The sequence below is a fragment of the Halorubrum sp. SD683 genome, from assembly GCF_002135045.1.
Taxonomy (GTDB): domain Archaea; phylum Halobacteriota; class Halobacteria; order Halobacteriales; family Haloferacaceae; genus Halorubrum; species Halorubrum ezzemoulense.
The window spans coordinates 1-17,866 of sequence record NZ_NEWJ01000052.1; the positions used below are offsets into that span (position 1 = coordinate 1).

The 17,866-nt window shown below is 65.6% G+C and carries 15 protein-coding genes; 11 read left to right on the forward strand and 4 right to left on the reverse strand.

Annotation, left to right across the window (positions count from 1 at the left end):
* The first annotated feature begins 244 nt into the window (after positions 1–244).
* The gene (locus B9G49_RS11995; RefSeq protein WP_233125209.1) at positions 245–697 is read left to right on the forward strand and encodes a hypothetical protein; all 453 of its coding nucleotides are present in this window, start codon (positions 245–247) and stop codon (positions 695–697) included.
* Positions 698–737: 40 nt separating this feature from the next.
* On the opposite strand, the gene B9G49_RS12000 is transcribed toward B9G49_RS11995, so the two are convergent.
* Positions 738–2,618 (reverse strand): cation:proton antiporter, encoded by a 1,881-nt coding sequence (locus B9G49_RS12000; RefSeq protein WP_086216522.1) that lies wholly within the window; start codon positions 2,616–2,618, stop codon positions 738–740.
* Between the two features lie 187 nt (positions 2,619–2,805).
* Positions 2,806–3,714 (reverse strand): ADP-ribosylglycohydrolase family protein, encoded by a 909-nt coding sequence (locus B9G49_RS12005; RefSeq protein ID WP_049931026.1) that lies wholly within the window; start codon positions 3,712–3,714, stop codon positions 2,806–2,808.
* A 203-nt stretch (positions 3,715–3,917) separates the two neighbouring features.
* On the opposite strand from B9G49_RS12005, the gene B9G49_RS12010 reads away from it, so the two are divergent.
* From B9G49_RS12010 to B9G49_RS12025, 5 genes are all read left to right on the forward strand, one after another.
* Positions 3,918–4,130: a hypothetical protein gene (locus B9G49_RS12010; RefSeq protein WP_049931028.1), complete on the forward strand. Its 213-nt coding sequence runs from the start codon at positions 3,918–3,920 to the stop codon at positions 4,128–4,130.
* A gap of 317 nt (positions 4,131–4,447) precedes the next feature.
* A complete protein-coding gene (locus B9G49_RS12015; RefSeq protein WP_158093617.1) occupies positions 4,448–5,605 on the forward strand; it encodes a chemotaxis protein CheC in 1,158 nt (385 codons plus the stop codon).
* 1,106 nt (positions 5,606–6,711) lie between these two features.
* Entirely contained in the window at positions 6,712–7,008 is a 297-nt protein-coding gene (locus B9G49_RS16300) for a hypothetical protein (RefSeq protein ID WP_143414699.1), read from the forward strand.
* Between the two features lie 27 nt (positions 7,009–7,035).
* Positions 7,036–7,626, forward strand: coding sequence for a TetR/AcrR family transcriptional regulator (locus B9G49_RS12020; RefSeq protein WP_086216523.1), 591 nt, complete (start codon positions 7,036–7,038; stop codon positions 7,624–7,626).
* Entirely contained in the window at positions 7,623–9,101 is a 1,479-nt protein-coding gene (locus tag B9G49_RS12025; protein ID WP_086216524.1) for an MATE family efflux transporter, read from the forward strand. Before B9G49_RS12020 ends, B9G49_RS12025 begins: the two co-directional genes overlap by 4 nt.
* Positions 9,102–9,289: 188 nt before the next feature.
* Here B9G49_RS12025 and B9G49_RS12030 read toward each other — a convergent pair whose 3' ends face one another.
* Positions 9,290–10,147: a metallophosphoesterase gene (locus B9G49_RS12030; RefSeq protein ID WP_086216525.1), complete on the reverse strand. Its 858-nt coding sequence runs from the start codon at positions 10,145–10,147 to the stop codon at positions 9,290–9,292.
* A 141-nt stretch (positions 10,148–10,288) separates the two neighbouring features.
* Here B9G49_RS12030 and B9G49_RS12035 point away from each other — a divergent pair, with 141 nt between their 5' ends.
* From B9G49_RS12035 to B9G49_RS12055, 5 genes are all read left to right on the forward strand, one after another.
* Positions 10,289–11,605 (forward strand): hypothetical protein, encoded by a 1,317-nt coding sequence (locus tag B9G49_RS12035; RefSeq protein WP_086216526.1) that lies wholly within the window; start codon positions 10,289–10,291, stop codon positions 11,603–11,605.
* A 6-nt stretch (positions 11,606–11,611) separates the two neighbouring features.
* Positions 11,612–12,430: a hypothetical protein gene (locus B9G49_RS12040; protein WP_094552468.1), complete on the forward strand. Its 819-nt coding sequence runs from the start codon at positions 11,612–11,614 to the stop codon at positions 12,428–12,430.
* A 116-nt stretch (positions 12,431–12,546) separates the two neighbouring features.
* Positions 12,547–14,223: a hypothetical protein gene (locus B9G49_RS12045; protein WP_086216527.1), complete on the forward strand. Its 1,677-nt coding sequence runs from the start codon at positions 12,547–12,549 to the stop codon at positions 14,221–14,223.
* 143 nt (positions 14,224–14,366) lie between these two features.
* Positions 14,367–14,813 carry a peptidylprolyl isomerase gene (locus B9G49_RS12050; RefSeq protein ID WP_049931060.1) on the forward strand — a complete coding sequence of 149 codons (447 nt, stop codon included), beginning with the start codon at positions 14,367–14,369 and terminating at the stop codon, positions 14,811–14,813.
* Positions 14,814–14,906: 93 nt separating this feature from the next.
* Positions 14,907–15,332, forward strand: coding sequence for a universal stress protein (locus B9G49_RS12055; protein ID WP_049931046.1), 426 nt, complete (start codon positions 14,907–14,909; stop codon positions 15,330–15,332).
* Between the two features lie 57 nt (positions 15,333–15,389).
* On the opposite strand, the gene B9G49_RS12060 is transcribed toward B9G49_RS12055, so the two are convergent.
* Positions 15,390–17,693, reverse strand: a complete 2,304-nt coding sequence (locus B9G49_RS12060) for a PAS domain S-box protein (protein WP_321166725.1) — start codon at positions 17,691–17,693, stop codon at positions 15,390–15,392.
* Between the last annotated feature and the right edge of the window lie 173 nt (positions 17,694–17,866).

Below are 17,866 nucleotides of genomic sequence, written 5' to 3' on the forward strand. Positions count from 1 at the left end.
TCGACGATGGCGTCGAGCGGCTCGGGCCGAAATTCTATTACCCCAAGTTCCGCAAGTTCCGCTAGCCTCTGGCCGAAGGCAGGACGGTCTTCACACATACCCGTCTTTGCCAGGCCAGAGGCACTAATACTCCTGGTTCCGCCAGTCTACTGAAGAGCGGGGCCACAAGACGCTGGACAAGATATCGGTCGGGGCGGCCATCGAGGACGCGCACACGGTCAGCGAGGACGAGACCGTCCTCGCGGTGTTCGACGCGCTCGCGGAGCACACGTACATCGTCGTCGACGGGGGCGAGGCGTGGCAGATCCTGACCGACTACGACCTCCTGACGCGGCTGAAGCGGATGCTCGAACCGTTCCTGCTGATCGAGTCGATCGAGATGCGGCTTCGCGAGCTCCTCGCGCGGGCGTTCGGCGACGCGCTGTCAGACGAGCTGGCCGCGACGTTCGACAAGGACCACCCGCTGCCGACGCCGGCGTCAGTCCACCACTGTAGCTACGCGCACTACGCCCAGTTCATCTCCATCCACTGGGCGGAGTTCGAGCCGATCTTCGACGACCAGCAGGACGTGATCCGCGAGCTCGTGCTCGAAATCGGCGACATGCGGAACCGACTCTTTCACTTCCGGGTCGACGACCCGGAGGAGTTCGACCGCGACCTCCTCCGGTTCGGCCAGTCGTACTTCTCTTCCGTGTGAGTCTCGCCGAGCGCGGAGGCGCATCGTCTCCCAGCCCGGCTCAGTCGGGCTGAACCAACTCCATCCCCTCTCGGACGGCCTCGCGCCGACCGAGCAGCGTGACGTGGTCGCCGCGGTTTACCACCGTGTCCGCGCTCGGCACCGCGACCGACTCGCTGTCGCCGTCGCTGAGAACGGCGATGAGGCAGCCGTCGGGGAGCATCGGACCCACCTCGCGGACGGCCTTACCGATCAGTTCCTCGTTGGTGACCTCGATCTGTTGGACGTCGCCGGTCTCCCCGATGTCGGTCATCCAGTGGGCGAGGTCCGGCCGCTCGATCTGATTGTCGATGGCCCACGCGGCCGACATCGCGGCCGAGATCGTACTCACGCCTAGGTCTTCGAACGCGTCGACGTTGTCGGAGTTGTTCGCCTTCGCGAGGATCTTCTCGACGCCGAAGTTCGTCTTCGAGAGCTGCGCGACGAGCAGGTTCGTGTCGTCGTCTCCGGTGGCCGCGACGAGGATCTTGGCGTTCTCCGCGCCGGACTTGCGCAACACCTCCGTGTCCGTCCCGTCGCCGATTACGGCGGCGAAGCCGTCGTTGCGGAGCGATTCGACCGTCGCCTCATCTTCCTCGATGATGACGACGTTTTCGCCGCGGTCTTCGAGGCGCTCGGCGAGCGCGCGGCCCACCTGTCCGCCTCCGACGATGATGACTCTCATGGGTATCACGTTGAGGTACTGTGCGATGTACCGCGCCAGCCCGCCCTGGACGAGGGCGGTCACGAAGATGACGAGGAACACCGTCCCGATCAGCAGGTCCGCCTGCTGCGCCAGCGCGGGGTCGTTGAGCTCCGTGGCGGCCGCCCGAAGCTCGGTGGCGAACAGCGTCGCGACCGACGCGGGGATGATCCCGCGCGGCCCGATCGCGCTGATGAACAGCCGCTCGGAGAGGGTGAACCGGTCGCCGACGGTCGAGACGAACACGAGCAGCGGCCGGATCACCACCGCGACCACGACGACCACGCCGAGCCCCGCGAGCCCCACGTCGAATATCGCCGCGGGGGGGAGCTGCGCGGCAAGCGCGATGAACACGAACGCCAGCACGAGCAGCGTGATGTCACCCTTGAAGTCGGTTATCTCCTCCTTGTATGGGATGTCCACGTTCCCGAGCGCCAGTCCGGCGGTGGCGGCGGCGGCGACGCCGGCCTCGCTCGCCAGCTGGTTCGCCCCCGCGTACGCGGCGAGCGCGCCGGCGAGGGCGAGCAGCCGTGCGTTCCGCGGCGCGGCCCCGGGCGACAGGTCGACGTACCGGAGCAGGTAGTAGAGGATGCCCGCGACGATGAGGCCGACGAGCAGCCCCTCTCCGAGGCGGAGCGCGAACCCCTGAATCAGTCCCTCGCCCGCGACAGTCGGGTTCACCGTCTCGAAGAGCACGACCGCCGTGATCGCCGCCGTCACGTCGTTGACGATCCCCTCCGTCTCCAGGACGGCTGCGACCTGATCGCGGACGGGGACCACCTCGAGGATCGGGGAGATGACCGTCGGGCCGGTGGCGACGAGCAGCGCCCCGATCACGAACGAGAGCTCCCACGGGAGCCCTTCGAGGACTCGGACGGCCACCGCGGTCCCGACCAGTGCGATGCCGGCCCCGACCGTGACGAGTCGGACCGCCGCCCGGGGCGCCTGCCGAATGCGCTCGAACTCGAGGTGGAACGCCCCCTCGAAGACGATGATCGCGACCGCGAGCCCGACGATCGCCGGGAGCGAGTCGCCGAAGCTCTCGCTCGTCACGATCCCGAGCCCCGGTCGACCGATCGTCACTCCGACGAGCAGAAAGAAGATGATACTCGGGACGCGGAGCCGAGCGGCGAGGATCTGCGCGAGGACGCCGAGTCCGATGATGCCGGCGACGAGCGGGATCAGAAACTCCTGTGACACACTCGGTCCTCCGTGCCCTGACTCACTTTTTGCTGGATTATAAGTCAGTTGGTGCGTCCCTCGGCCGCCGACTCGGCGCCGATTCGCCGCCCGTTGCGCGACGACCTGCCCCCGGATGTTCCGTTCCGCTGGCGACGTGTGAGCCGCCGGTTCACCGTCCGATCCCTGTCGAACGCCAAGAGAGGGATTACGCCGTCTCCACGAGCCGGTCCGCTATCCGTTCGAGTTCGTCAGCCTCGCCGACGGCGTCGAGCCACCGATCGGGAAGCGTCGATGCGCCGAACCGCGCACCCGCGACCGCACCCGCGATCGCCCCGATCGTATCGGCGTCTCCGCCGCGATTGACCGCGGTCACGATTGCCTCCTCGGCGCTCTCGGCGGACAGCCCGTCGTGGAGTGCCGTCCGTAGCGAATGAACGACGTAGCCTGACGTCTCCAGGTCGTCGAGCGAGTCTCCCCGAGCGAGCGGCCGAAGCGCCGTGACGAGTTCAGCGGGTGCGTCCGTACCCACGTAGTCGAGCGCATCCCGTAACGGCGCGTCCGCGTCGTCGAGGAGCCCAGCCACCGTGAGGTTCAGGATCCCGCACCCGTACGTACACCGCGGATCGGCGTGCGTGATCCGCGACGAATCCCGGCTCACCTCGACGAGTCGCTCTCGGTCCGCCGCGTACGGAACTGCGAGCGGCGCGCACCGCATCACGCTCCCGTTCCCGGCGTTCTGCCCCTCCGGGCTGTGTTCCCAGACGTGCCGGCCCGCCTCGTCCCACTCGCCGCCGTGCTTGAGTCGGCTCAACGACTTCATCGTCATCCGGCCGATGTCGAACGGGTCGCTGTCGTACCACGCGACGAACCGCTCCGCGATGTCCGCCGGATCGAACTCTCCCCGCTCGACGAGGCTCCGCGCAATACACAGCGCCTGCTCGGTGTCGTCCGTGATCGTCCCGGCGGGCTGGTTCCACGTTCCGTGGCCGACCATCTCGTCGAGTCGCCCGTGACCGGTACGGATCCCGGACGCGGACATGAACTCGACCGGCCGACCGAGCGCGTCGCCACAGGCGATCCCACAGAGGACACCGCGGGCCCGATCAACGTCCATACGTCACACGACACGAGCCCCCACGAAAAGTGTCGGGTGACGCGCACCGGCTCCGGCAGCTCTCGCTCTCGCAGTCGACGGTTCTGGTCGACCCGTCCGCCGTCGGCACCGACCCGGCCGTATTCGTTCGTGGGGACGCCGGTCCCGATCCGAACCCGGATCGAAATTCAAATATCCGAACACCTGTAACAAGATATGTTCAAATGACAGAGGAAAGCAGTTCTACCCGGGTTCCCAGTCAGCCGGTCGTCGTCCAGGAGGACACCCATCAGAACGAGGTCCCGGACAACATCGACTCGGAGCTGTACTCGGCGGACAGCCCGGACAACTCGTTCCACGAGTTCACGATCGAGCGCGGAGACGAACTCGTCGAGGCGCTCCGCGACAACGGCTACACGGTGGAGTTCAGAGAGTGAAAGCCTACGGATTCTCCGACGCACAGTGAATCTCCGCAGCGGACGACGCGTCACTCCGAACGAACTGCCGAGGGTGGCCGCTTCGCGTTCATCGATGCTGCGGTTACCGATGCTGCCTTCACTCGGCGCCCGTATAACGCGTCACCGTTCGAGGAGCTCTCAGGGTTCGCTTCCGCGGTGCGGAACGCCGGGGTAAGTGTTAAAATGCTGCCTTGTCAATTAACATACCATATATGAAGATTGAGGTTAACGCCCTCGGAGAGTTTAATCGCCTCGCTCATGACGGGTCGAAACAGGCCGCGAACTCACTCGGACAGTTGACCGGTGTCCGGCCGACGGTCGAAGCGACGAGCATCGATCTCCTCCGGCGTCGAGATATCATCGCTGACCTTCACAATCAGGATCTCATCGGCATTTCGAGCGAATTCTCCGGGGGTATCGCTGGGACAGCACTGCTCGTCTTCAACGAGGCGGGCGCGAGGACGCTCGCGAAGAGCCTTCCCGGTGACGGCGCCGAGGCGATCGGTCTCGAATCGCGGCTCACGGAACTCGGAAACATCATGCTTAGCGGGTTCATCGACGGGTGGGCGGACTATCTGAACCAGGCTATCGATCAGCGCCCACCGACGTACCTGACGGGAGGCGGGACGGACATCATCCCGGACGCGACGCCGATCGATCAGGCGTCGAATCAGGTGCTGACGGTGAACACAACGTTCGAAACGTCGAGCGCAGTCGTCGAAACGACGGCGTACGTATTCCTCGAGGAGGCGTCGTTCAGGCATATTCTCGATACCCGGCTCACCAGCGAGTCGACGCCGATACCGCTGGACAAGCTCCAGGTGTTCAGCCGAATGGCCGCGAAGGGCGGCGACACCGCAGGCGACAGCATAACGATGATGACCGGGATCGACACGTCGGTTACGGTCAGCCGCATGAGCTTCCTTCAGGTCGAACAGATCGGACCGCGACTCGGTGACGAGCAGCAGGTGGGCGTCGTTGCGAAGCTGACCGGCCTCCCCACCGGCTACGTCCTTGTCCTGTTCGACGAGCCCTCCGCCGAAACGATCGCAGAGGCGATGGGTACCGGAGCGGTCACCGACGGATTCGACGGAATTCACGAGAGCGCGATCGAAGAGATCAGCAATATCATGATCAGCGGATTCGTCGACGGGTGGGCGAACGTGCTCGGCACGTCGAACCAGCATACCCCTCCGGAGTTCGTCCACGACTTCGCGTCGGCTATCGTCGATCCGATAATGCTGGATCTCGCGACGACGCAGGAGTACGTGTTCGGGTTCGACACCCTCATTAAAACGGCTGGGGACGCCGTGAGTTGCAAAATACTCGCCCTCCCACGGGCCGAGGAGCTCAAGGAGGCGCTCGACGAACTCTCGGTCGGCGAACTGTCCGCTGACGTCGAGGCAGAAATGGAGGCCGACCCCGAGTCCCTGTTCCAAGAGCACGTCGAGTAGCGCTTTGGGTGCGGTGATGTCGTCCGAAGTCATCGCGTCGCCCAGCGGCTAACGGTCGACCCGGAAGTCACGAATCCGCCGGTGCGCTGGAACGGAGGGCGACTGGAACCACCGGCTTGAACAGGCCCGCTCATCCCGTGCGCCGGCGGCTCTTCTCGTCGTTGGCGAGATTCGTCTCCGTCACGGCGAGGTCCCGCGGCGTCGATCGTCGCACGGTGAGGTCATCTCTGCCGGTCGTCTCGCCGGCGTCGAGACTGTATTGTGCGAATTGTACATAAGCTAACGGGACCAGCGATGAACGACGTGCCGATTTTCATCGTTCACGCACACACGGGCGGGGGGCCACTCCATTTCTCTGAGACGCGTCTGTGAGGTCGCGATCTGAGACCAAGCCGTCTCCGAGACCGGAACTCCCCGACTACGTCGAGGGAGCGGACCGGCCTACCGTGGTTTCACCACCGCATCGCAGTCCGGACACTCCGCGAAGACACCCGTATTCCCGTCCCCGTGATCGTACTCAATGATCTTCCACGCCGCGGGGATCTCGCGGTCGCAGCTCGGGCACTGTCCGAGCGGCGCCGAGCTGTCGGTCATTAGGGGGGGAAAGGGAGCGTGCGACTCTCTTTCCGTCCACCAGTTCGCGGTTAGCTGGATTAAACATTCGGCAGAAATGTGTCGTAGACACACAAGCACTCGTTCGGTTCTCGCTTCGATCTATTGCCCGACAACTCCGAGGGCCCACGCGACCGTCGGCCGAGACTTCACCGGTGGGCCCCCGCTGAACAGTGAGTCACTTCGCCGTTAGGGGCGTTCGCCGGGTGCGTAGTCCGTCCGCTCTCGACACATACCTCCCGACGACCGGGCGGCCCGTCTCACGCCGGTCCAGAGACGACCGGCGGGACTTACCGATCGGGGCCGAGACTGAGTCGTATCCCGGCGAGGCCGGCAAAGAGGAGCGCCCGTCCCACCGGCCCCAGCGGGGTGGTCGGGGACGTCGGCCCGGAGAGGCTCAGGTCCCCACCGGCGCGACGCCGACGAGACTCGGTGCGACCCCCACCCCCATCAGCTCCGGATTCATGTCGAGCGAACGATTGCGGCGACACGACGTGAAGTTTGACACGGTTTCTGTCACGCCGCCGGTGAGTGGCCTGGGTGACGCGCGGAACGCGATCGACGGGAAACGCGTACGACGCGGTCCGGTCTGTCGAGCGCTGTCGGAGTTCAACGGCGACAGCGTACCGGACGCGCTTCTAGCCACTCCGCCGGTCGGCGCCGGGTCCTGGATCACACCGAAGGTCGGCCTCGGCGATGTGATGCCGCACACGACACCGATCCACTCGACTCTCGCAGTCGCAGCGACCGACTCCTCGGCTCCGCCGTCGCATCAGAAGGCCCTTAACTAATCAGTTAGTAAGTTGGGACAGAACGAAATGGGATCGGAGACAAAATCCGAGATCATCGACGCGACGAATTCGGTGCTGTGTGAGCACGGGTACGCCGGCCTCACGGTACAGAAAATCGCCGACGAGGCGTCGATGACCACCGCCGCGATCCACTACCACTTCGACACGAAAGCGGAGTTGCTGAACGCGTTCCTCGACGACCTGATCGAGCGGTTCAAGACGAAACTCACGTTCGAGGCGACCGACCCGCGCGACCGGCTCACAGCGTTCCTCGACCACGCCTTCACACCGTCGGATCCCGCCGCCGACGGCTTCCCCGTGGCGATGATGGAGCTGAAAGCCCAAGCACCCTTCCAGGAACTGTACCGGGAACGGTTCCTCGAACTCGACGACATCGTGTGCGAGGTCGTCAGGGAGATCGTCGCCGACGGTGTCGACGGCGGACACTTCGCCGAGACTGACCCGGACGAAGTCGCCAGGCTCGTCACGACGACGATCAACGGCGCACACGCCCGACACGTGGCGCTCGGTGAGCCGCTTGACGACACGCGTCGGATGCTCGAAAACACGCTGGAACTCCACCTCGGCTGGCAGCCCCGATCGGAGGTGGTCGCGTGAGCTTCTTCAAAGGCCAAGAGGAGCTCAACCTGACGGAGGGCGGCATCGTCAAACCGCTGTTTTTCCTCTCGCTTCCCATCGTCATTACGAACCTGATGCAGACCGCCTACAACCTGGCGGACACGTTCTGGCTCGGCCAGTACTCGACGGAGGCGCTGGCGGCCATCTCCTTCGCGTTCCCGATGGTGTTCCTGCTCATCTCGCTCGGGATGGGGCTCTCGGTCGCCGGGAGCGTCCTCGTCGCCCAGCACACTGGCGCCGAGGAGACGGAAAAAGCCGAGTATGCGGCCTCGCAGACGGTCTCGTTCGCGTTCATCGCCTCGGTCATCTTCGGAGCGATCGGGTATCCGTTCGTCGAGGAGTTCCTCGCGTTCCTCGGCGCCTCGCCCGAAGTCCTCCCCGGCGCGACGTCGTACATGCAGGTGGTCGCGCTGGGCTTGCCGTTCATGTTCGGATTCTTCGTGTTCATCTCGCTGATGCGCGGCGCGGGCGACACGATCACGCCGATGCTCGTCATGTTCGGGACGGTCGTCATCAACGTGATCCTCGACCCGTTCCTGATCAACGGTTGGGCGGTTGGCCCGATCGCGTTCCCGGAACTCGGAATTCAGGGCGCCGCTATCGCCACAATCTTCTCGCGGGCGCTGGCGATGCTCGTCGGCCTCTACATCATGCTGTCGGGAACGCGGGGGATTCAGATCAACGTCGCCGATATGAAGCCCGACCTCCAGTATCTCCGGAAGATCCTCCGAATCGGCGTCCCGGCGTCGATCGAGGGGACCGGTCGGGCGCTCTCGATCAACGCCCTGCTGATTGTCGTGGGGCTGTTCTCGACCTCGGTCGTCGCCGCGTTCGGTATCGGAACGCGGGTGTTCTCCGTCATCTTCCTCCCCGCGATCGCCGTCGCGCGCGGCGTCGAGACGATGACCGGGCAGAACGTCGGGGCCGGCAAGTACGACCGCGCACAGGAGGCCAACTACGTGGCCGCGAAGGGACTGTTCGGGATCCTCGGCGTCGTCGGCGTCGCCATCTTCTTCGTCCCGACACCAATCGTCTCGGTGTTCACCGACGACCCGGCCGTGCTCGATGTCGGTGCGCAGTTCCTCCGGTACGTCGCGCTCTCGTTCGGGTTCATCGGGATCCAGCGGGCGTTCACGGGCGGCTTCCGCGGCGCCGGGAAGACCCTGATCGCCGCCGCCATCTCTATCGCGGCGCTCGCCGTCATCCGGCTGCCCGTTTCCTACGTGGCCTCGCAGGGCATACTCCCGACCGACCTGTGGTTCCTCGGCCAGCCCGACGTCCGGGGCATCTGGATCGCGTTCTTCGCCTCGAACGTCGCCGGGGCGGTCATCGCGTGGCTGTGGTTCCGACGCGGGACGTGGCGTGCGGGCGACGTTCGCGGGACGCCGGACCCCGGCGGCTCCGAACCGGGACCTGAACCGGACGACGCTGAGGCCACCATCGGGGACGACTGATCACTTCAGCCGTATCCGAAACGCACCGTCGACGCTTTCGGCCCCGTGGACGGTCTCGGGGCCGCGCGTCGCGGCGCTCGCCCCGTACACCGGTAGAACTGGGCAGTCGCCGCAGCGGGCGTTGTCACGCACAGACGCGGAGCGGGTCCACCTGCGCCGATCGCTCGCTACAGCGCGGCGCGCGCCGGTCAGACCGATGAGACGGAGACGGACTCGTCGGGTTTTCGGCGGACGACCTCCAGCGAATCAGCGCTCTCGATCAGGACGCCCTCGCCCCCTGCCGAGCGGTGGTTCATCCGGATGATATTCCCGCAGACCACGTTGCCGTTCCGAACGGGGTCGACTCGCTTCGTGTGGCCGACGATCTGTGGTGGGGCCGACGGGTCCAGGTGCGTGAAGTCCAGCCAGCAGAGCCCGGCATCGGGGCCGCGGCCGCCGTCGCTGCCGAGAGCGAACACGCGGCCGTGTCGTCGTTCGAGCCGCTTCTGTACCGTTCTGTCGTCGCCGTCGACGGGCAACAGCTCGCTCGCGGCGTTCCGGACTACGTCGTTTACCCTCGTCACGTCGAACGGCTCGTTCTGTCCGGCGTGACTGTAGCGATACTGATATCCCTCGAAGGCGGCCGTGACAGCCCCCTCGCTGGCTCGCCGGAGAAACTCGCGCCGGTCCGCCGCGTCGAGGCCGGTGGAATACGCACCCGGCCACCGGACGAACGACGGGAGCAGAATAGCCAACTCGTGATTCCCTAACTGGTATCGGACCCGCCCGGGCGGGGCTTCCTCTTGGAGTCGCCAGACCATCTCGAGACACTCCTCGTTCGCCGGCCCCCGGTCGATCACGTCCCCGTTGACCACGAGTACGTAATCGTTGTCCGCCCAGTGGAGCCGGTCAGACTCATCGGCCCGTACGAGGTCCGGATACTGCCCGGAGTCACCGACGGCGAGCAGCGCGCTTCGAGCGTCCGTGAGGTAGCCGTGGATATCACTGACGTGTACGATCAACGGGTCGCCGGAGGTTCGTTCGACAGTAGCGGGCGGAACACTCATCTCGGTACACCTTGGTCTTCGACCCCCGAAGTCGTTTGGTGGAGATCGAGCGGACCGTGGGTGATGTAGCGTGATTTATTAGCGTGACTCTCTCAGGTTGAGCAGACCACGTGACGACGTGCTGTTGGGTAGAGTGTCATCATGGACCGAACGGACTTGACGCCGGACCCGAACGAGCTGCTCGAGGCGGCGCTCACAGATCCCGAATCGTTCGACGCCGCGCGGACCGCGCGGGTCGTGGCGCAGCTCGAGCACGACGACGAGGAAGTTCAACGAGCCGCGTCGTGGGCACTTCGATTCGTGTCCGCGGAGACGCCCGAACTCGTCGACGCCTGTGCGGGACGGTTCCGACGAGCGCTTCGCGATCCAGCGGCCCGGTCGGTCGCGCTTCGGACCCTCGCGGTGCTCGATGACCACAACCAGGAGGCGGTCGCCGAGATCATCGATGGGGCGGTCGAAGCCGGGTTGATTGACGAGTCACTTGCCATCCGGACTGTCGCCGGCTATCAACCCCCCGAGTTCGAATCCGGCGGGTCAGTGATCGCGGACGAAGGGGACGAAGCGATCTCACCGACCGAACCCGCCGTCGCGGCGGACCGAGAGGAGTCGACCGGCTCCGCGGACGGCGAGGACGCGTCGCCGACGCCCGGACATCCCCCAAACGAGCCCCCTGCGAAGCCACCCCGACTCGACCGATCGCTGACCGAACACAGGTCAAGAGAGGCTGCTGAAGCAGCCGGCGATTCAGACGCCGAGCGCATCCAATTCGCGACGAGCGGGCGCGAATTCACAGCGACGTGCCGCCGGGGTGTGATCGCCAGCGGTATGCATGACGACGCCTTTCGGGACGCGATCGAGCGGTGGCGTCGGATCGACGATCATGACGCTGTCGCACGCGTCGTCGACGCCGGAACGCGCCCCGTACCGTGGCTCGTCTCTGAGCGGGGCGCACCGGGGCTCCTCACCGAGAGAGAGACGCCGGTCTCACCGGCTGAAGCCAGGTGGATTCTGTTACAGATCGCCGACGCGGTTCAGTACGCACACGCTGCGGGCGTGCTTCACGGTGCGATGTGGCCGGGCGTGATTACTGCGGTCAACGCCGTCGAAGACCCTGACGCGTGGGCCTTTCCGCGGGTCAGCGACTGGGGACTGCGGGAAGTGTTCGGGCCGGAGACTACGTTCTCCGAGATACCCGACTCGTACGCGGCACCGGAACACGTCGCTCCCGACCGATTCGGCGGGGTCGACACTGCGACCGACATCTACGGGCTCGGTATGATCGGGCACGAGCTACTGACGGGCGCCGCGCCGACCCGCGACGACGGGACCGTTCACACGCGAGACGTCGTGACCGGTATCCCCGAAGGACTGTCCACAGTCCTGCTGAAGTCGCTGAGAACAGCGAAGATGGAGCGATACGCCTCTGTGGCAGCGTTCAAACGAGACTTGTTATCGTGACCAGCAATGCGTGACCGCGTCGTCGAACGTGGCGGGAACGAACTGATGACGGCGACTCTCGGGTCGAGCGCGTTAGAGCCGGGACCAGCGGTCGTTAGTACCTCGTCACCGGTACTCGGGGTCGGCGTCACTCGGTTCGTCGCCCTCATCCTCGTGCTGGCCGCGTGCCTCGGAACGGCGCGGTACGCGCTGGTAACAGCGCGACACGAACCGCATGACACGCTCGTGTGGCGGTACGTCGCGTTGTCGACGGCCGTCGGAGGGGTGTTCTCGGCGCTGTTGCTGGCCGAGACGACTCGCCCGGCAGTTGGAACGGTTCTCGTCGCGTTCAGACTCCTTTCACAGTTGTTCTTTGCCGTCTTCCTCGCCTTGTCACTCCGAGAACTGTACTACGCTCAGCCCGCGACATCGACCGAGGGAACCCGGATCTCGCTGTCGACGGCCCGACGGATCGAGACTGGATTCATGCTGCTCGCCTTAATCCAGTTCCCGCTCGTTGTCTGGCTCGGGCCGACGGTGGTCGCGGAGGTGATCGTCGCGACCGCGGCCGGTGCGTTCACCGTTTACGGGGTCTCGTTCGGACAGGCGATTCGGGCGCGTCGGCTGACGCACGGGACCGTCCTCGATGCCACCGTCACCTACGTGATCGCCGTGCTGATCTGTGTGGGGACGGTGAGCGTTATACAGGGCGCCACCGCCACTTCGCTCCCGGCGCCGGCAATCCGAGGGGCCGTCAACGTGCTCTTGGTGATGATAGGGACCTTCCTGATTAGTCTCATTATCAGGCTCAAGCGGAGCGCCGACGCAGCCAGCGCTAGTGCCTGACGACCGGAAACTGCTCGGCAGCACGGAGCGGGACGCGCGGGGAAAACGACAGCAGGTGACGCCACGCTCGAAGGCGAGCGTTTACGTCGGAAGACGCCAAGGGTAAGTCAACACATATGGTAGCCAGCGACACACGGTCTGTCGACGAGCTAGAGCGACGCGTCGAGGCGATCGCCGCGACGGAACCGGCCGAGAGGAGCCCGGACGATCACGCGCGATTGACCGACGCCCTCGTCGCGCTCGCCGACGCCTACGGCGAACGCGGAGCGTTCGACGCTGAGGCCGAGACGATCGCGCGGCTGGACCGGCTCCGCGGCCACGGCGGAGCCAACGACACGGCGGTCCACCTCGCGAACGCCCTCGCGAACGCGACGAGCGTGCGGGACCGTGACGACCTCTACGAGACCGCGATCGACCCCGGCCGCATCGAGGCGTACCGAGACCGAATCCAAACGCTGTACGACCGCCGCCCCGAGCCGGCGATCGCGGCGCCGCTGGCTCGGGCGACCGCCGAGACGATCCACGCGAACGGGAAAGGGGATCGTCGCGATCGGATCGAACCCCTGGTTGACCGTCTCGAAACGCTGTACGACGCGCATCCCGAGCCGGACGTCGCGGCCGCGCTGTTGCGGGCGTACGCTCACGCGGAACTGTACCTCGGCGAGGAACCCGAGAGCGAGGAGACCGCTGACGTGCCGCTGGGCCGCAACGCCGGCGCCGACACGGGCGACGACCATCCCGATTCGGCGGTCGAAGGTGACCGCGTCGCCCGCGCGGAGGAGCTGTTTCGAACCCACCCGGACGGCGACGTCGCCGCCGGCCTGGCCGGCGTCCTCGCCGGCCGAACAAACGCCGACGCCAAGCGGACAGACGTCGAAGCGATCGAGGACCGGATCGGTCGGATCGAAGCGCTCGCCGACCGGTACCCGGCCCGGGAGGAGTCGATCACCCGCTGGCTCCCGGTCGCGACGGCGAACGCCGCGCGCGCCGGCTTCGAGGCGGCCGACATCAGTCGGGTCGAACACTGGGCGAGCGAGACGGCCGCGCACCACGAGCGACTCTCGACGCCGTCGAGTGCGACGTGGGCGGCGGTGGCGGCGTTCTTCTCCGCGCGGGCGTCGTTCTTCGACGGCGACATCGACGCGGGCGAGACGAAGCTCGAACGCCTCGAAGCGCTCGAAGACCGGTACGAGAACCCGGTGTTCGCACACTGGCTCGGCCGGGCAATGTTCGACGCCGCCCGGAGTTACGTCGAGAACGACCGACCCGAGCGCGCCCGCGAGATGGTCGACGAGCTGTCCGAGTTCGCGGTGGGCCACCAGGACCGTGAAGAGATCGAGGCTGGGCTGGAGGCGCTCCGCTCGCACGCGCCGCACCTGTTCGACGAGCCCGACGACTCGGGTGGCGAGGCCACGGACTCGGTCGAAGTGACCGCCGGGCCGGTCGCCACGGACGACGGCCCGGACGAAACGCCGAGCGAGACGCGGCCGGACGGCGTCTCTCGCGAACCGGACGAGACGAGTGCCACCCCCGACGCAGACGAGGCCACCGCGGCCGACCGGGGCGGATCGACGGCCGACTCGGCGGACGACGACTCGACGGACGCGCCGGGGTGTGGGAACTGCGGCGACGACGGCTGCGGAAACTGCGGCACGGGCGACGACCTGAAGGAGCCGGCGTCCGGTCCGGTGCTCGCTGCCGTCGGTGCGGCGGTAGTCTTCGTCGGGGTCTCCGTTGCGTACACGCTGTACCGCGCACAGCGCGCGCTCCGGCGGTCGGTCGGATCGCAGTGACGAAGCGAGCCACCCGTCGGCGCCCGCCCTGACCGCCGACACGGCGACGCCGCACTGTGCCGCACCGGCTCCTGTCGCGCAATGCCACAGACTTTCCGTGCGGCGCTGTTCGAACGCGTATGACGATCGATACCGGCGATTCCGTGACGATCGAGTATACGGGCCGACTCGACGACGAAACAGTGTTCGACACCACCCGGCAGTCCGTCGCCGAGGAGGCGGGGCTCGCCGAAGCGCAACCCGACAGAGAGTACACGCCGTTGACGGTCGAAATCGGGGCCGAGCAGGTCATCGAGGGGATGGAGGAGGGACTGATCGGCTTAGAGGCGGGAGACACGGAGACGCTGACGATCCCGCCGGAGAAGGCCTACGGCGAACCCAGCGAGGAACACGTCCAGGAGTTCGAGACCGCGGAGCTCAGAGAGATGCTCGGCGGACAGACGCCGGAGGAGGGCTCGTATCTCGAGGCTCAGAACGGGAGTCAGGGAGAGGTCGTTCACGTCGACGAGGAGATCGTTCGGGTGGACTTCAACCCCCGCCTCGCCGGCGAAACGCTGACGTTCGACGTGGAGATCATCGAGGTCAACTGAGTCCGACTGGGGTGTCGGTGCCCGCCGCACACGGAGAGCCGCACCTCTGGAACGTCCCCCACGAGTTATGTTCGTCTGGGAGACAGTTCCGTTGTGAACGACGAGCTCTTCGAACGCATTCTCGTCCCGATAGCGAGTCCCGAAGACGCGGAGGCGACGGCGCGTGCGATCCGGCCGCATCTCGACGCGGGGACCACGCTCATCGTGACACACGTCACGCGGGGGACCGACGCCGAGACGACGATCAAGACCGGTCGAGACCAGTTCGCCGGGGCGACCTACGAAACGTTCTCGGACATCCTCTATCGCCGCGACCTCGAGTTCGAGTGGGTGACGCTCGAAGCGCGCGAGGTCACGGAGGCGCTCGTCGACGCGGTCGAGATGACCGCGGCGACGGTGGTCGCCTTCACGCCGCGCGACATGGACACGTGGAAGCAGACGCTGGCGGGCGACCCCGGGAACCGACTCATCCGGGAGGCGGCCGTGCCGGTGATGGTCTTCCCCAACCAGCAGTCCTGAGAGGCCGTGCCGCTCCGCGTCGCGGGCCGACGCCTCGGGAGCTGAACCCGCGACGGGTCACTCCGAACTGAACTCGACGCCCGTGACTTCGAACCGGGCGCCGTCCCGAGCTCCGGTAGTCACCCGGATGTCCCATCCGTGTGCTTTCACCACCTGATTCACGATGTGTAGTCCGAAGCCGGTCCCGTTTCGCGTGGTGGAGTAGCTGGGTTCGAACACGCTGTCACGGTTCTCTTCCGGAATCCCCACACCGGTGTCTTCGACGTAGAACCCGTCGTCCAGTTCCCCGACGGTAACCGTCACGTCCTCGCCGCCGTGCTCGATCGCGTTACTGATGAGATTTTCGAACAACTGGCGAAACCGACTTTCATCGGCACGAACACTCCGGCTGATAGCCGTTCTGAGCGTCGCCTCAGTGGTAGCGACCGTCCGCCAGCAATCGCTGGCTACATCCGCCGGGTTCACTCGCTCTAACTCGCCCATCTGTTCTCCGACGCGAGCGAGCGCAAGCAGATCGTCGATCAAGTCCTGCATCCGCTCGTGAGACCGGCGCACCGCGTCGATATGCTCACCGTCGTCCTCCTCTCGTACCAACTCCAGTCGGCCCTTCGCGACGTTCAGGGGGTTCCGTAGGTCGTGCGAAACTATCGACGCGAACTGGCTCAACTGCTCGTTCTGATCTCGGAGCTGTTCCGTCGTCCGCTTTCGCTGGAGTTCCACCGTCACCCAGTTGCTCATCAGGTCAACCAGCGTCTCCTCCCAGTCCGTGAACCGATCGGCCCGGGCCGCAGTGTCGTAGAAACAGAACGTCCCGTACACGTCACCGGTGTCGAACACCGGGGCTCCGATGTACGACGAAATCCCCCACTCGGTGAATCCCGCCCGGCCGGTCTCCTCGGGCGCATCCCGTTCGACGTCGCCGATCACGACCGTCTGTCTGGTGCTCGCTACTAGTTCACAGTTCGTCGCCGAGACCGGAACTACGTCGCCGGGCTGGATCGTCTCACGGTCCGTGTCGACGAACTCGAAGACGTATTCGTCGTCGTGAATGCTCGAGAGGGTCCCGTACTCGGTTCCTAACTCCCTCCGACCGAGCCGCAGAAGCGCTTGTACCTTCTCGTCAAACGACAGATCCGGGTCCGAAGTGACGTCGTACAGTTCGTGAAGCGCCCGCTCTCGTTGCTTCCGCTCAGTAATGTCGTGAACGGCTCCTCGGAGCGTCGTGACTTCACCGTTTTCGACGTGAGGGTCGCCGCGGATCTCCATCCACCGATCCTCGCCGTTAGACCGCTGGAGGCGGGCCTCTATCGCGAACGATTCCCCGTGAGTAAGTGCGTTTTCGACCGCGGCTTCAACCCTCGGCCGGTCTTCCTCGGCGTAGATGTCGACGATGTCCTCCAGTGAGGGCGCTCGGTCGCCCTCCCAGCCGATGAGCTCGAACAGGTGGTCGGACCAGAACGCGTCTCCCGTCTTCGGGTCGACCTCCCAGCCGCCGACATCGGCGACCCGTTCCGTGTGATCGAGGAGTTCGACGACGCGATCAAACTCACGCTCGCGTTCTCGCCGCTCAGTTATATCCGAGGCGATACCGACGGTCCGATACACTTCTCCGGCCTCGTTTTTCACCGGAACGGCCCGGTCGTACACCCACCGCGTCTCTCCGTTCGGCCGGACGATGCGGTACTCCTCCTCGTAGGAGCCAGTCGACTGCGGATCGAGGATCTCTTCGACTCGGTCTCGGTCCTCCGGATGGATGGCGTCCGCAAATGACTGCGGGTCCTCGTACAGCGCGTCGGGCGACCGGCCCCAAATCTCCTCGTACGCGGGGTTGACGTAGAGCACTTCTCCCTTCGTCGGGTCGGTCATCCAGACCATTTCCTGGATGTTCTCGGCCATCTGCCGGAACCGCCGTTCTCGCTCTCGGAGTTCGTCTTCCATCCGAACACGCTCCGAGATGTCTCGGAGAACGCCGACGAACTTGCGTTCGCCGCCCTCCTTGAACGTGCTGAACGATATCGAGACCGGCACCTCGTGTCCCTCTCGATGCTGGGCGGAGAATTCGATCGCCGTCCAGTCCAGCGACCGGTCGTTCGTCTCCAGGAACCGCTCCATTCCCTGCCGGTGGCCGTCTCGATACCGCTCCGGTATCAAGGTGAACAGCGAGTCGCCTCTGAGGGTCTCCGGGTCGTACCCGAACAGGTCTTCGGTCGCTTGGTTTACGAACTGGATCGTGTTCGTGGAGTCGACGGTGAGGATGGCGTCGCTTGAGTTTTCGGCGATCGCCTCGAGGCGCCGCTTGGTCCGTTCGGCCTCCCGCTCGGCTCGCCACTTGTCGACGACGTTTCGGATCCGATTGGCCAGAACGGCGTACTGATCGGTGCCGACTCCCTTCTGTAAATAATCCGTACGCTCTTCTGTAGGAGATTGTTGATACTGGCGAGCTGTCGCTGTCGTGTCGAAGAGGACAAGGACACCGCGTCAGCGGTGTCCGACACGGATGATTCCGCTAGATGTGTTTGGGTCGGAATCGGTCG